The 12,903-nt window shown below is 68.6% G+C and carries 13 protein-coding genes and 1 pseudogene; 4 read left to right on the top strand and 10 right to left on the bottom strand.

Features of this window, described 5'->3' with window-relative positions; all coding sequences use genetic code 11:
• Window positions 1-53: 53 nt before the first annotated feature.
• Together V1318_RS01455 and V1318_RS01450 are read left to right on the top strand one after the other, a co-directional pair.
• A complete protein-coding gene (locus V1318_RS01455; protein WP_332938296.1) occupies window positions 54-1,259 on the top strand; it encodes an acetyl-CoA C-acyltransferase in 1,206 nt (401 codons plus the stop codon).
• A gap of 197 nt (window positions 1,260-1,456) precedes the next feature.
• Complete coding sequence (locus tag V1318_RS01450; protein ID WP_332937097.1) at window positions 1,457-1,843, top strand: hypothetical protein; 387 nt, start codon at window positions 1,457-1,459, stop codon at window positions 1,841-1,843.
• 113 nt (window positions 1,844-1,956) lie between these two features.
• Here the strand turns inward: V1318_RS01450 and V1318_RS01445 are convergent, their stop codons facing one another.
• From V1318_RS01445 to V1318_RS01435, 3 genes are all read right to left on the bottom strand, one after another.
• Window positions 1,957-2,241 (bottom strand): hypothetical protein, encoded by a 285-nt coding sequence (locus V1318_RS01445; protein WP_332937096.1) that lies wholly within the window; start codon window positions 2,239-2,241, stop codon window positions 1,957-1,959.
• 216 nt (window positions 2,242-2,457) lie between these two features.
• Entirely contained in the window at window positions 2,458-2,817 is a 360-nt protein-coding gene (locus V1318_RS01440; RefSeq protein WP_332937095.1) for a tRNA-binding protein, read from the bottom strand.
• On the bottom strand, window positions 2,814-4,103 hold the full coding sequence (locus tag V1318_RS01435) for an FAD-binding oxidoreductase (protein ID WP_332937094.1): 1,290 nt from the start codon (window positions 4,101-4,103) through the stop codon (window positions 2,814-2,816). Before V1318_RS01435 ends, V1318_RS01440 begins: the two co-directional genes overlap by 4 nt.
• An 80-nt stretch (window positions 4,104-4,183) precedes the next feature.
• Between V1318_RS01435 and V1318_RS01430 the strand changes: the two genes are divergently transcribed.
• Together V1318_RS01430 and V1318_RS01425 are read left to right on the top strand one after the other, a co-directional pair.
• Complete coding sequence (locus tag V1318_RS01430) at window positions 4,184-4,624, top strand: hypothetical protein (RefSeq protein WP_332937092.1); 441 nt, start codon at window positions 4,184-4,186, stop codon at window positions 4,622-4,624.
• 184 nt (window positions 4,625-4,808) lie between these two features.
• Window positions 4,809-5,111, top strand: a pseudogene (locus tag V1318_RS01425) (DUF1232 domain-containing protein); the annotation flags it as partial.
• Window positions 5,112-5,277: 166 nt separating this feature from the next.
• Here the strand turns inward: V1318_RS01425 and galU are convergent.
• From galU to rpsA, 7 genes are all read right to left on the bottom strand, one after another.
• A complete protein-coding gene (gene galU, locus V1318_RS01420) occupies window positions 5,278-6,177 on the bottom strand; it encodes a UTP--glucose-1-phosphate uridylyltransferase GalU (protein ID WP_332937091.1) in 900 nt (299 codons plus the stop codon).
• Window positions 6,177-8,090 carry a nucleoside-diphosphate sugar epimerase/dehydratase gene (locus tag V1318_RS01415; protein WP_332937089.1) on the bottom strand — a complete coding sequence of 638 codons (1,914 nt, stop codon included), beginning with the start codon at window positions 8,088-8,090 and terminating at the stop codon, window positions 6,177-6,179. Before V1318_RS01415 ends, galU begins: the two co-directional genes overlap by 1 nt.
• A gap of 16 nt (window positions 8,091-8,106) precedes the next feature.
• On the bottom strand, window positions 8,107-9,087 hold the full coding sequence (locus V1318_RS01410; protein WP_332937087.1) for a lipopolysaccharide biosynthesis protein: 981 nt from the start codon (window positions 9,085-9,087) through the stop codon (window positions 8,107-8,109).
• 5 nt (window positions 9,088-9,092) lie between these two features.
• Entirely contained in the window at window positions 9,093-10,268 is a 1,176-nt protein-coding gene (lapB, locus tag V1318_RS01405; RefSeq protein WP_332937085.1) for a lipopolysaccharide assembly protein LapB, read from the bottom strand.
• Window positions 10,269-10,271: 3 nt separating this feature from the next.
• On the bottom strand, window positions 10,272-10,526 hold the full coding sequence (locus V1318_RS01400; RefSeq protein ID WP_332937084.1) for a lipopolysaccharide assembly protein LapA domain-containing protein: 255 nt from the start codon (window positions 10,524-10,526) through the stop codon (window positions 10,272-10,274).
• Window positions 10,527-10,709: 183 nt separating this feature from the next.
• Window positions 10,710-11,015, bottom strand: coding sequence for an integration host factor subunit beta (locus V1318_RS01395; protein WP_332937082.1), 306 nt, complete (start codon window positions 11,013-11,015; stop codon window positions 10,710-10,712).
• A 163-nt stretch (window positions 11,016-11,178) separates the two neighbouring features.
• Complete coding sequence (gene rpsA, locus V1318_RS01390) at window positions 11,179-12,870, bottom strand: 30S ribosomal protein S1 (RefSeq protein WP_332937081.1); 1,692 nt, start codon at window positions 12,868-12,870, stop codon at window positions 11,179-11,181.
• Window positions 12,871-12,903: the final 33 nt, after the last annotated feature.

Genomic DNA, 12,903 nt, shown 5'->3' with positions numbered 1-12,903 from the left:
CCGCTCCTAACTAATCCCGAATCCCTAATCCCGAATCCCTCTTTCGGAGAAAGATCATGAAGCAAGTTCAAGACGCCTACATCGTCGCCGCCACCCGCACCCCGGTCGGCAAGGCCCCGCGCGGCGTGTTCCGCAACACCCGTCCCGACGACATGCTCGCGCATGTGCTCAAGTCGGTGGTCGCCCAGGCCCCGGGCATCGACCTCAACCGCATCGACGACGCGATCATCGGCTGCGCCATGCCCGAGGGCGAGCAAGGCATGAACGTGGCGCGCATCGGCGTGCTGCTGGCCGGCCTGCCCAACACCATCGCCGCGCAGACCATCAACCGTTTCTGCTCCTCCGGCCTGCAGGCCGTGGCCCTGGCCGCCAACGAGATCCGCCTGGGCAATTCCGACCTGGTCCTGGCCGGCGGCACCGAGTCGATGTCGATGGTGCCGATGATGGGCAACAAGGTCGCGCTCAGCCCGAGCGTGTTCAAGGACGACCACGTCGCCATCGCCTACGGCATGGGCATCACCGCCGAGAAGGTCGCCGAGGAATGGAAGATCTCGCGCGAGGACCAGGACGCGTTCGCGCTGGCCTCGCATCAGAAGGCGATCGCCGCGCAGCAGGCCGGCGAATTCGCCAGCGAGATCAGCCCGTACGAAGTGCTGTCGCACCAGCCCGACCTGGCCGGCAACACCATCAAGCTGCGCAAGAGCCTGATCGAGCTCGACGAAGGCCCGCGCGCCGACGCCTCGCTGGAGGCGCTGGCCAAGCTCAAGCCGGTGTTCCGCAACGGCCAGTTCGGCGGCACGGTCACCGCCGGCACCGCCTCGCAGATGAGCGACGGCGCGGCCGCGGTGCTGCTGGCCTCGGGCCAGGCGGTCAAGGACTACGGCCTGACCCCGCTCGCGCGTTTCGTCAGCTTCTCGGTCGCCGGCGTGCGTCCGGAAGTGATGGGCATCGGCCCGATCGCGGCGATTCCCAAGGCGCTCAAGCAGGCTGGCCTGAGCCAGGACCAGATCGACTGGATCGAGCTCAACGAAGCCTTCGCCGCGCAGGCGCTGGCGGTGATCCGCGACAGCGGCCTGGACCCGTCCAAGGTCAATCCGCTGGGCGGCGCGATCGCGCTGGGTCATCCGCTGGGCGCGACCGGTGCGATCCGCACCGCGACCATCGTCCACGGCCTGCGCCGTCGCCAGCAGAAGTACGGCCTGGTGACGATGTGCATCGGCACCGGCATGGGCGCGGCGGGCGTGTTCGAGGCGCTCTGAGCCTGTGAGCCTGTGAGCCTGTGAGCCTGTGAGCCTGTGAGCCTGTGAGCCTGTGAGCCAACGCGAAGGCTACGGCCTTCGCGACGCAAGACAACAGGGCAGCACGGCTGCCTTGTTGCGTTCGTGGGCTGCGCTGGGGCTTTGCGGCATGATGGCGGCGCCGTACCGGCGCGTACTCAACAGCCAGGACAGAGGCCATGGACTTCAGAACAGGACGTTTTTGCCTGGCGCTCGCTTTGATCCTCGCCTACGGCACCGTGCCGGTGTTCGCCGGCCACGGCGTAGGCGTGATCGGCATGCTGCTGCCGCAGGCGTCGATCGGCGCGTGGCTGGGTTGGGCGGGAATCGGCGTGCTCCTGATCGGCGCCTTTCGTCGTTCCGAAGTCTGGTCGATCGTCGGACCGTTGTTGCTGTCGGCGTCGATCTGGCTCACGTTCGCACAGCTCTATCCAGACGAGTTCTACCGTCTCGGCAGCATCCCCACTGGCCTGCTCTGGAGCGGACTGTTCCATGTGCTGCTGGTCGTGTCGATATTGCGCGCGCTAGTGGTCATCCAGAAAGCGCATAGGCTCGAGCAGGAATAGGCCCCGCTTCGCATCGATGCGACCCGCAAAACAGCAAAGGCAGCCGAAGCTGCCCTTGCTGTGGACGAGGTCCGGTTGCGCTGGCGGTCGGCCCACGGTAGCCGACCGCGGGATCACTTGGGACAGGCAGTGAACTTGCCCTGGGCGTCGCGGCAATGCTTGGTTTCGGTTTTCTTTTCACAGGATACGAATTTGCCCTTGGTGTCGCGGCAGTGCTCGGCTGCGGCCGGCGCGGGCTTGGCCGCGGCGGCGGCCATCGGTTGGGTTGCGGGACGCGTGGCCATGGGCTTGGCGGCCGCTGCCGGCGGCACGGCCGGTGCGGCGGACTGCGCGGCGTTGGCACCCAGGCTCAGGAACAGCAATGCGGTAGCGATCGGAACCAGCAGTTTGCGGATCATGACGGCCTCTCCCGAATGCGCGACCGGAACGATCGCGTATGCAGGCTAGGCAGCCGCGGACTACGCAGGCCTGGGCGCCGCATTGAACATTTTTAATGTGCGACGCGCTTTGGGGTAGGAGCGGCGTAAGCCGCGACCGCGCCATCGCAGCGGCGACGCGAGCCGGTTTCGCGGTCGCGGCTCGCGCCGCTCCTACCCCAAGGCCGCGCAGCGGCGTCAGGCCAGGCGCGTGCCGTTCGGCACCGGCCGTTCGATCGCGGTGATCACCACGCCCTCCTCGGTGGGAAAACCGGTCAGCAGGAACTCGGAACGGAACGGCCCGACCTGCTTGGGCGGGAAGTTGATCACGCCCACGATCTGGCGGCCGACCAGTTGCTCGGCCGCGTACAGCTGTTTGACCTGCGCGCTGGTCTTGCGCACGCCGTGCGGGCCGAAGTCCACCCACAGTTTCCAGGCCGGCTTGCGCGCCTCGGGAAATTCCTCGACCCGCAGCACCGTGCCCGCGCACAGCATCACCTTCTCGAACTCGCTCCAGCTCAGATCGCCGTAGGCGATGGTCTTTTCGTCTTCGCTCACCCGCGCACCCTCTCGTTCCAGTCCTTCCAATGATCCTTGAGCTGCGCCCAGGCGTAACTCAGCTGCGCGCCCAGCAGACCGGCCGGCTTCAGCGCCGAGACCAGGCCGTAGCGTTCGAATTCGCGCCAGCGCGGATCGCCTTGCGCGATCGCCGAGGCCAGCACTTCGCCGGCGTAGGTGGTCGGCGCCACGCCGTGGCCGCCGAAGGCCTGGGCCAGCCACAGGCCCTCCTCGACCTGGCCGATCTGCGGCATCTGGTGGCGCGCATAGCTCATCAGGCCGGACCAGGCCTGCTCGATGCGCACGCCTTGCAACTGCGGGAACACCTTGAGCAGGTCGCGCCGCAGCAGGCGCTCCACCGCCGCCGGCGAACGGTCCAGCACCGAGATCCGTCCGCCCCACAGCAGGCGCGTATCCGGCAATGGCCGGTAGTAGTCGAATGCGAAACGGGTGTCGTAGACCGCCGCGCGCGTGCGCAGGGCCTCGTCCAGGCGCGCGTGCAGCGGCTCGGTGACCATGACGTAGGTCGCGATCGGCATCACCCCCGCGTCCACGCGCGCGCGCAGGCCGGCGAGGTAGCCGCCGCAGGCCAGCACGACCTGGCGCGCGGCGATCTCGCCCTGCGGCGTGCCGACCCGCCACAGCGCGCCGTCGCGGCGCAGCGAAATGGCCGGGCTGCGCTCGTGCACGGCGACGCCGGCGCGTTCGGCCAACATGGCCAGGCCGTGCGCGTACTTGAGCGGGTGGAAATGGAAGGCCTGCGGCTCGAACAGGCCGTCGTGATAGCGCGGGCTGCGCACCAGGGCGCGCAGTTCGTCCTGCGCCAGCCAGCGCCAGTCGGCGCCGTAAGCTTCGGCCAGCAGGCGCTGGCGCGAGCGCAGCAGCTGCGGATCGCGGAACCAGTTGGCCCAGATCACCCCGGCCTCGACCGCGTCGCAGTCCAGGCCATGGCGATGGATGCGCGTGCGGATCAGTTCGACCGCATCGGTGGTGCCGGCATACAGGGCGCGGGCGCGCTCGGGGCCGAGTTCGCGCAGCAGCGCGTCCTCGCCGCGCGAGTAGCCGCCGAACACGAAACCGCCGTTGCGGCCGGAGGCGCCGTGGCCCAGGGCCTGGGCCTCGACCAGGACCACCCCTGCGACCCCGCGCTCGGCCAGGCCCAGCGCGGTGTTGAGCCCGGCGAAGCCGCCGCCGATCACGCAGACCTCGGCCTCGGCGCGGCCCTGCAAGGCAGGCCGTTCGGCGATCGGCGGCAAGGTGGCGCGGTAATAGCTGGCGACGGTCATGAGCGGGCGGATCTGGAATACGGCGGCGGGGTTTGCTGAAATGCGGTCGAGCCAGAGGACGCCAGCGAGAGCGACGCACGGTGCGCGATACGGAAATCCACCCGGCCGACCTAGCCTATCGCAGGCGCAGCCTGCGCATCATCGTCGCGATCGCGGCGCTGTGCGTGCTGGCGCTGTGGCAGCTCGACGCCTGGCTGGGCGAGGTCCTGCGGCAATTGGCGCTGGCCGGCGATAGCGAGCGCACGCGGCGCTGGCTGCGCGGCCTGCTGGTGGCCCTGGCGCTGCTGCCGACGGTGCCGCTGTGGCTGCTGGGCCGCAGCCTGCATCGGCTGGCCGCGGCCGCGCGCAGCGAACAACGCTTCCCGCCGCGCGACTGGCGCACCCTGCGCGATGTACGCGTGCTGCGCGGAACGGTCGCGCAGCGCTGGATCGGCCGGGTCGGCCGCATGGCGGCGCTGGCGCGCGCACTGGCCGCGCTGTGCGCGGCCTTGGCGATGGCGACGTTCTGGTGCTACCGCTAGGCCGGGAACCGGCGCCGGGCCGTGCCAGCCCTTCGGCGGCACCGACGGCGCCTGTGCGGGACGGGCGCTATTGCCCTGCCCCGACCTGGCGTACATCGTGACGCGACCCGCGCCGTCGGCGTCAGCCACCGTAGAGGCCGAAGGCATGCCATGGATCGATGCACTGCGGCAACGCGCCGGCGAACTCAAGCGCGAGATCCACGCGCTGTACCTGGCGGCGCGGCATCCGCTCACTCCGTGGTACGCCAAGCTGCTGGTCGCGGCGATCGTGGCCTATGCGCTCAGCCCCATCGACCTGATTCCGGACTTCATCCCGGTCCTGGGCTATCTGGACGATCTGCTACTGCTGCCGCTGGGGATCGCCTGGGCGATCCGCATGATTCCGGCGGCCGTCATGATCGAGTGCCGCGCGCGTGCCGCGCGTGCCGGCGGCCTGGACGGCGGCCCGGCAGGCCGTGTCGGCGCCGCGGTGATCGTGGCGGTCTGGATCGGACTCGCCGCGCTATGCGCTTTGTTGTTCTATCGGACGCATCGCGGCGCGCCTGATTGAATCGCCGCTGTCGATGGCCGGGTACCCCGCCTCCGATCGCGGCGACGGCGAGCCAGCAAGCACGGCGCCTGGCCGCTAGCCGCTGCTCTCCAAACCCCTGGCATCACTCCAGATCGGCGACACCCAGTTCGCTCAAGGCGTTCTGCATCAGCAGGCGCGCCGAATCGCTGAGCACTTCGTGATCGAGGGCGAAACGGATCGTCGCTTCGATCAGGCCCAGGTGGGTACCGCAGTCGAAGCGCGTGCCCTGGAAGCGGTAGGCGTTGACGGTGTCCTCGGCCAGCAGGGCCGCGATCGCGTCGGTGAGCTGGATCTCGCCGCCGGCGCCCGGCGTGGTGTTCTCCAGCAGCGAGAAGATGCGCGGATTGAGCACGTAGCGGCCGACCACGGCGAGGTTGCTGGGCGCGACTTCGGGCGCGGGCTTTTCGACGATGGCGCGGATGCGGCCCTGGCGCCCGGCGAAGTTGTCGGTGGCGACGATGCCGTAGCTGCCGGTCTGTTCGCGCGGCACGTCCTGCACCGCGATCACGCTGGCGCCGGAACTCTCGGCCGCGTCGGCCATCTGGCGCAGCGCGCCCGGCCCGCGGTTCCAGATCAGATCGTCCGGCAGCACCACCGCGAACGGTTCGTCGCCGACCACGGGCTTGGCGCACAGCACCGCATGGCCCAGGCCCAGGGCCTCGGCCTGGGTCACGAACACCGCGCGCACGCCTTCGGGCAGCACGTTGCGCACCAGTTCCAGTTGTTCGAACTTGCCGCTGCGCTCGAGCTTCTGTTCCAGCTCGTAGGCCTTGTCGAAGTAGTCGGCGACCGCGTGCTTGTAGCGGTTGGTGACGAAGATCAGGGTGTCGCAGCCGGCCTCGATGGCTTCGTCGACCGCGTACTGGATCAGCGGCCGATCGACGATCGGCAGCATTTCCTTGGGTACGGTCTTGGTCGCGGGCAGGAACCGGGTCCCCAGTCCTGCGACCGGGAACACTGCTTTACGGATGCGAGCTGCCATCAAACCTTCCTGGCGTTGCGTGTCGGGAATGCCACCACGGTAGTGGATTCGACGTAATCGGGATGTTCACCGACCGGGGCGAATTCGGGCACGGCCATGCGCAGCAGCTGATTCAGCGCTTCGCGGTCGTAGCGCGCCGAGGCCTCGCGCATCTGTGCGATGGCCGGCTCGATCACGCTGGCCGACACGCTGCGCGGTTCGGCCTGCAGGATCTTGGGATGCTGGGTCGGGCGGTAGCGCTCGTCGGCGTGGAACAGGGTCTCGTGCAGCTTTTCGCCCGGACGCAGGCCGGTGTAGATGATCGCGATATCGCGGCCCGGCTGCTTGCCGGCCAGGCGGATCATCTGCTCGGCGAGCAGGCGGATCGGCACCGGCTCGCCCATGTCGAGGGTGTAGATCGCCTCGTGGCTGCCGATCGCCGAGGCCTGCAGGATCAGCTGGCAGGCTTCGGGAATCGTCATGAAGAAGCGCGTGACCTCCGGGTCGGTGACCGTGACCGGGCCGCCGCTGCGGATCTGTTCGCGGAACAGCGGCACCACGCTGCCGGCCGAGTCGAGCACGTTGCCGAAGCGCACGGTCACGAAGCGGGTCGAGCGCTGGTCGGCCAGCGATTGGCAGGTCATCTCGGCCAGGCGCTTGGTCGCGCCGAGCACGTTGACCGGGTCGACCGCCTTGTCGGTGGAGATCAGCACGAAGGTGCCGACGCCGGCCTCGCGGCAGGCCTTGGCCACGGTCGCGGTGGACAGCACGTTGTTGCGCACCGCTTCGCGCAGTTGCGCTTCCAGCAGCGGCACCTGCTTGTAGGCGGCGGCGTGGAAGACCGCGTCGGGTTCGGACTGGTCCAGGGCGAACGCGATCACCGCCGGATCGCCGCAGTCGCCCAGGATCGGGATGTATTCCAGATCGGGGAAATCGCGGCGCAGCGCGGCCTCGGTCTGGGTCAGGGCGAGTTCGTCGATCTCGATCAGGGCGATGCGGCGTGCGCCGTGGCGCGCGCACTGGCGGCACAGTTCCGAACCGATCGAGCCGCCGGCGCCGGTGACCAGCACCGAACGCGCGCCCAGCCAGCTGCGGATCGCCTTCCAGTCCGGCAGCACCGGCTTGCGCCCGAGCAGATCCTCGATCGCGACTTCCTTGAGCTCGCCCGGCAGCGAACGCCCTTCCAGCACGTCCTGCAGACGCGGCACCATCCGGAACGGCAGGCCGGTGCGCTCGCAGGCGATCACCACGCGCTGCAGCGCGCTGGCGTCGGCCGAGGGCATCGCGATCACCAGCAGTTTGGCCGCGGTCTCGCGCGCGATCTCGGCCACTTCAGGCACGCGCCCCAGCACCGGCACGCCCTGCACCTTGCTGCCGCGCAGGCGCGCGGCGTCGTCGAGGAAACCGACCGGCTCGTAGGTGCCGAAGCGGCGCAGGTCGCGCACCAGCGCTTCGCCGGCGCGGCCGGCGCCGAGGATCAGGATGCGCACCGAGGCGGTGTTGGCGCGCTCGACGCGGCTGTCCTTCCAGGCGCGGTACAGCAGGCGCGGCGCGCCCAGCATGCCGACCAGGACCACCGGATACAGCACCAGCACCGTGCGCGGCATGGTGGTGTCGAGGCGGTTATAGAGGAACAGCACCAGCACGATCGCGAACAGGCCGAGCATGCAGGCCTTGAAGATGTTCCAAAGATCCGGCACGCCGGCGAAGCGCCACAGGCCGCGGTACAGACCGACCTGCCAGAACACCAGGCCCTGGGCGATCATCACCAAGGCGATCTCGGTCGACCACAGCGGCAGCGGAACGGGGGCGGGGATGATGCCGAAGCGCAGGCGGTACAGCGCCTGCCAGACCAACCACACCATCGCGAGATCGTGCGCGACTACCGCCGTGCGCGGCAGTGCACCTTTAAGACGATCGCGCCATGAGCTCATTCCATGCCCCTATACCTTAGCCGGGAGAATTCAACGCCGGCTCGGAGCCGGCGCGCTGCAACCACCACCACAAAAAAGCGCCGGACATATACCACGCCGCAACCGTACACAGCATGAAAGCCATTCTCGTTTGCAGCAGGATTGGGAGCGCGAGCACAGCTGCGAGGGTATGCATGGCGTAAGCGATGGTGACTTTGGTGTGCCCTACTCTCCTCGCCCAGACCTGATAAGTGTGTTGTGCGTGTGCGGTCCACCACGCTTCCCGACGCAGCATGCGTCGTAACAGTGTCAAGCCCGCGTCGATAAGGAACGCCGAAAGCGGCATCAGGACGACCGCTGATCGGCTGCCCAGACCGGCCGCGGCCAGGACCGCGAGCCCGGCCAGGGCGAATCCCAGCGCCCCGCTGCCCACATCGCCCATGAAAATCCGGGCCTTGGGAAAGTTGAAGGGCAAAAAACCCAGGCAGGCCGCGGCCAGCGCCAGGCCCAGCCACAGCCCCGGCGCCCCCGCCAGCCAGCCCAGGGCCAGGGCGACCAGGGCGGCCTGGCTGGCGGCCAGACCGTTGATGCCGTCCATGAAGTTACAGACGTTGGTCAGCGCCAGAGCGGCCACGAACGCGCCCAGGGCCAGCCAGGGCGCGTCCAGCACGTGCCAGACCGCGTAGGCGAACACCGCCGCGGCCAGGGCGTGCACCGCCAGCCGCAGCGAAGCCGGCAGCGGCCGGTGGTCGTCGATCAGGCCGACCCCGGCCACCAGCGCCAGGCCCAGCCCGAACGCGGCCAGCAGCGGGGCTTGCGCGGGCAGGCGCACCGCCAGGGCCAGGGTCGCGACCAGCAGGGCGATGACCAGGGCGATGCCGCCGCCGCGCGGGGTCGCCACGGCGTGGCTGCGGCGCTCGCCGGGCTGGTCGATCAGTTGGATGCGCAGCGCGTACCAGCGCGCCAGCCAGGTGCCGACCGCTCCGATCAGCAGGTGGGTGATCAGCCAACTCGCCATGCGGATCAGACCACCGCGTAGTTCAGCAGCGGCTTGACCGTTCCCCATTCCTTGCAGCTGGGGCATTGCCAATGGTGGCTGCGCGCGCCGAAGCCGCAGCGGTTGCAGCGGTAGCTGGGGTTGCGCACCAGCAGCTGGTCGGTGATGTGCTTGAGGTCGTGCAGGGTCGCCAGCGGATCGGCGCCCTCGGCCAGGGTCAGGTCGATCAGGGCGGCCTCGCCGCGCACCGAGGGCCGGTCCTTGAGCTGGCGGGCGAGGTAGCTGCGCGCGGCCGGTACGCCGTCCTCGGCCTCGACCATGCGGGTCAGGGCCAGCACCGGGGCGATGCCGCGGTAGTGCTCGCACATCTCGGCCAGGAACGCGCGTGCGCCGGTGGGGTCGCCGTCGCGCTCGTAGCAGCTCAGCAGCGAGGGCAGCACTTCCGGCAGATAGTCGGGATCGGCGCGGGCCACGCGTTCGAAGGCGCGGATCGCGGCGGCGTCGTTGCCGGCCTCGACCTCGATGCGCCCCTCGAGCATGCCGGCGCGCACCGAGTTGGCGTCGGCCTCGTAGGCGCGCTTGACCGCGCCGCGCGCGGCTTCGACGTCGCCGGCGGCGCGCTGGCGGTCGGCCAGTTCGCATTCGAACTGGGCGATCAGCTTGCCCATGGGCTCGCCGGTGGCGGCCTCGTAGCGGCGCGCGTTCTCGATCGCCTTGTCCCAGTCGCGCTCGGACTGGTAGATGCCGATCAGGTGGCGCAGCGCCAGCGGCGCCATGTCCAGCGCGACCAGGTCGCTGAACACGGTCTCGGCGCGATCGAGCAGGCCCGAGCGCATGTAGTCCTCGCCCAGCGCCAGCAGGGCCTGGACCTTCTGCTGGTCGCTCAGGCCGGGGCGCTGCACCAGCGCCTGGTGCAGACGGATCGCGCGGTCGACTTCGCCGCGGCGACGGAACAGGTGGCCCAGCGCAACCTGGGTCTCGAAGGTGTCCTTATCGAGCTCGGCGATGTGCAGGAAGATCTCGATGGCCTTGTCGGGCTGCTCGTTGAGCAGGTAGTTGAGGCCGCGGAAATAGGTGGTCGACAGATGGCTGACCTGGTTGTCGCTGTGGCGCTCGCCGCCGCGGCGGCCGATCACCCAACCGCTGACGGCCGCGATCGGCAGCAGCAGGAAGAACCAGAACCACTCGCTGATGAATTCCATGCCTCAGGTCTCGCGTGGGGTGGCGACGGCGCGCTCGGCGCGCGCCAGGCGGCGGCGCAGCGGCAGCACCAGGCTGGCGGTGATCGCCAGGCCGCCGGCGAGCACGCCCAGCAGCAGGGACACGATCAGGGCCACGCCCAGGGTGGTCGGGAAGGTGCCGAAGCCCAGGTCGATGGGCACGATCTGCCGGTTGAGCGCACCGACGGTGGCGCCGGCCGCGAGGCAGACGAAGGCGATGAGGAAACGGATCAGGCGCATGGGGGGGTTCCGGCGTCCGCGGTGTCGCCCCTAGCTTAGCGGAGGCGTGAGGCGGCGGTTAAGCGGTGAATGGCGGAAGCGCACGCGGGGTCGTCGCGCACGCGGGAACGGCGACGGATAGCGTACACAGATAAGGGAGATCGCCCTGCCCCGCGTTCGGGACGGCGATCGCAAGCGACTGGGTCAGGAAGCGTCGTCGTCCAGCGGCGCCACGCCGCTGACGCGTTCGCGCAGTTCCTTGCCGGGCTTGAAATGCGGCACGTGCTTGCCCGGCAACGCCACCGACTCGCCGGTCTTGGGGTTGCGGCCCAGGCGCGGCGGACGGAAGTGCAAGGAGAAGCTGCCGAAGCCACGGATCTCGATGCGTTCGCCCACCGACAGCGCGCCGCCCATCATTTCGAGCAAGGCCTTCACCGCCAGATCCACGTCGTCGCCCTTCAGGTGGGCCTGACGCTGCGAAAGGATCTCGATGAGTTCGGACTTGGTCATGGGCGCTGCGCAAGCTCTTTACTGGGATGTCGGGACGGTGCCGATACGACGGCGCCGCGACGGTGCCACAAATCGAAGGCGACCCGGCTGGGCCGGGCCGCCTCCGCGGTATTGCGGCGACGCCGGTCCGGTTGCCCGGAACGGCGCGCCTTGACGCTGGGTATTACTCGGACTTGTTGCCGCTCAGCTGCTCGCGCAGCAGCGCGCCCAGCTTGGTGGTGCCGCTGGAAGCTTCCGAGGCCGCGCGGTTGTAGTCGGCCAGGGCCTCCTGCTGCTCGGCTTCGTCCTTGGCCTTGATCGACAGCTGCATGGAACGGCCCTTGCGGTCCGTGCCGATGATCTTGGCTTCGACTTCCTGACCCACCTTGAGGTACTGGGTGGCGTCCTCGACGCGCTCCTTGGCGATGTCGCGGGCAGCGACGTAGCCTTCGATGCCGTCGGCCAGTTCGATCGTGGCGCCCTTGGCGTCCACTTCCTTCACCACGCCCTTGACGATCGAGCCCTTGGCGTTGGAAGCGACGTACTGACCCATCGGGTCCTGCTCCAGCTGCTTGACGCCCAGGCTGATGCGCTCGCGCTCCGGATCCACGGCCAGGACGACGGCTTCCAGGGTGTCGCCCTTCTTGTAGTTGCGGACCACGTCTTCGCCGGTGGTGTTCCAGCTGATGTCGGACAGGTGGACCAGGCCGTCGATGCCGCCGTCCAGGCCGATGAAGATGCCGAAGTCGGTGATCGACTTGATCTGGCCTTCGACCTTGTCGCCCTTCTTGTGGATGGCCGCGAAGGTCTCCCACGGGTTCGAGGTGACCTGCTTCATGCCCAGCGAGATACGACGACGCTCTTCATCGACGTCCAGCACCATGACCTGAACTTCGTCGCCGACCTGCACGATCTTGGACGGGTTGACGTTCTTGTTGGTCCAATCCATTTCGGAGACGTGGACCAGGCCTTCGACGCCCGGCTCGATCTCGACGAACGCGCCGTAATCGGTGACGTTGCTGACCTTGCCGAACACGCGGGTGTCGGCCGGGTAGCGGCGCGCGATGTTGTCCCACGGATCCTCGCCCAGCTGCTTGAGGCCGAGGCTGACGCGGTTGCGCTCGCGGTCGTACTTGAGCACGCGGACGTCCAGCTCCTGGCCGACTTCCACGACTTCGGACGGGTGACGCACGCGCTTCCACGCCATGTCGGTGATGTGCAGCAGGCCGTCGATGCCGCCGAGGTCGACGAACGCACCGTAATCGGTGAGGTTCTTGACGACGCCCTTCAGGATCGCGCCTTCCTGCAGCTTCTCCATCAGCTGCTCGCGCTCGACGCTGTACTCGCTCTCGACCACCGCACGGCGGGAGACGACGATGTTATTGCGCTTGCGGTCCAGCTTGATGAGCTTGAACTCGAGTTCCTTGCCTTCCAGGTAGGCGGAGTCGCGCACGGGGCGCACGTCCACCAGCGAACCGGGCAGGAAGCCGCGGACATCCTTGATGTCGACGGTGAAACCACCCTTGACCTTGCCGCTGATGCGGCCGGTGATGGTCTCGTTCTTTTCGAGCGCCTCTTCGAGCTCGTCCCACACCATCGCGCGCTTGGCCTTCTCGCGGGACAGCACGGTTTCGCCGAAGCCGTTCTCGATCGAGTCGAGGGCGACCTTGACTTCGTCGCCTTCGGCAACGTCGATCTCGCCGGCGTCGTTACGGAACTGTTCGATCGGCACGATGCCTTCGGACTTCAGGCCGGCGTTGATCACCACCACGTCGCCGCGGACTTCCACGACTACGCCGGTGACGATGGCGCCCGGCTTCAGTTTGGCCAGGTACTGCTGGCTAGCTTCGAACAGCTCGGCAAATGATTCGGTCATTAGTTGATTTACTCGGTTGAACACACGGGCCGC

Origin of the sequence: Lysobacter sp. CCNWLW3, assembly GCF_036697405.1 — a bacterium.
GTDB lineage: Bacteria > Pseudomonadota > Gammaproteobacteria > Xanthomonadales > Xanthomonadaceae > Lysobacter.
Note: the sequence above shows the minus strand (reverse complement) of the source record. Positions and strands in the feature narration are given on the sequence as shown.

Bases quoted from the DNA above. Each gene is read 5' to 3' on its own strand.
- V1318_RS01415 (WP_332937089.1), bottom strand. From the start codon at position 8,090: ATGAGCTCATGGCGCGATCGTCTTAAAGGTGCACTGCCGCGCACGGCG.
- V1318_RS01445 (WP_332937096.1), bottom strand. From the start codon at position 2,241: ATGATCCGCAAACTGCTGGTTCCGATCGCTACCGCATTGCTGTTCCTG.
- V1318_RS01435 (WP_332937094.1), bottom strand. From the start codon at position 4,103: ATGACCGTCGCCAGCTATTACCGCGCCACCTTGCCGCCGATCGCCGAA.
- V1318_RS01450 (WP_332937097.1), top strand. From the start codon at position 1,457: ATGGACTTCAGAACAGGACGTTTTTGCCTGGCGCTCGCTTTGATCCTC.
- V1318_RS01400 (WP_332937084.1), bottom strand. From the start codon at position 10,526: ATGCGCCTGATCCGTTTCCTCATCGCCTTCGTCTGCCTCGCGGCCGGC.
- lapB (WP_332937085.1), bottom strand. From the start codon at position 10,268: ATGGAATTCATCAGCGAGTGGTTCTGGTTCTTCCTGCTGCTGCCGATC.
- galU (WP_332937091.1), bottom strand. From the start codon at position 6,177: ATGGCAGCTCGCATCCGTAAAGCAGTGTTCCCGGTCGCAGGACTGGGG.
- V1318_RS01395 (WP_332937082.1), bottom strand. From the start codon at position 11,015: ATGACCAAGTCCGAACTCATCGAGATCCTTTCGCAGCGTCAGGCCCAC.
- rpsA (WP_332937081.1), bottom strand. From the start codon at position 12,870: ATGACCGAATCATTTGCCGAGCTGTTCGAAGCTAGCCAGCAGTACCTG.
- V1318_RS01410 (WP_332937087.1), bottom strand. From the start codon at position 9,087: ATGGCGAGTTGGCTGATCACCCACCTGCTGATCGGAGCGGTCGGCACC.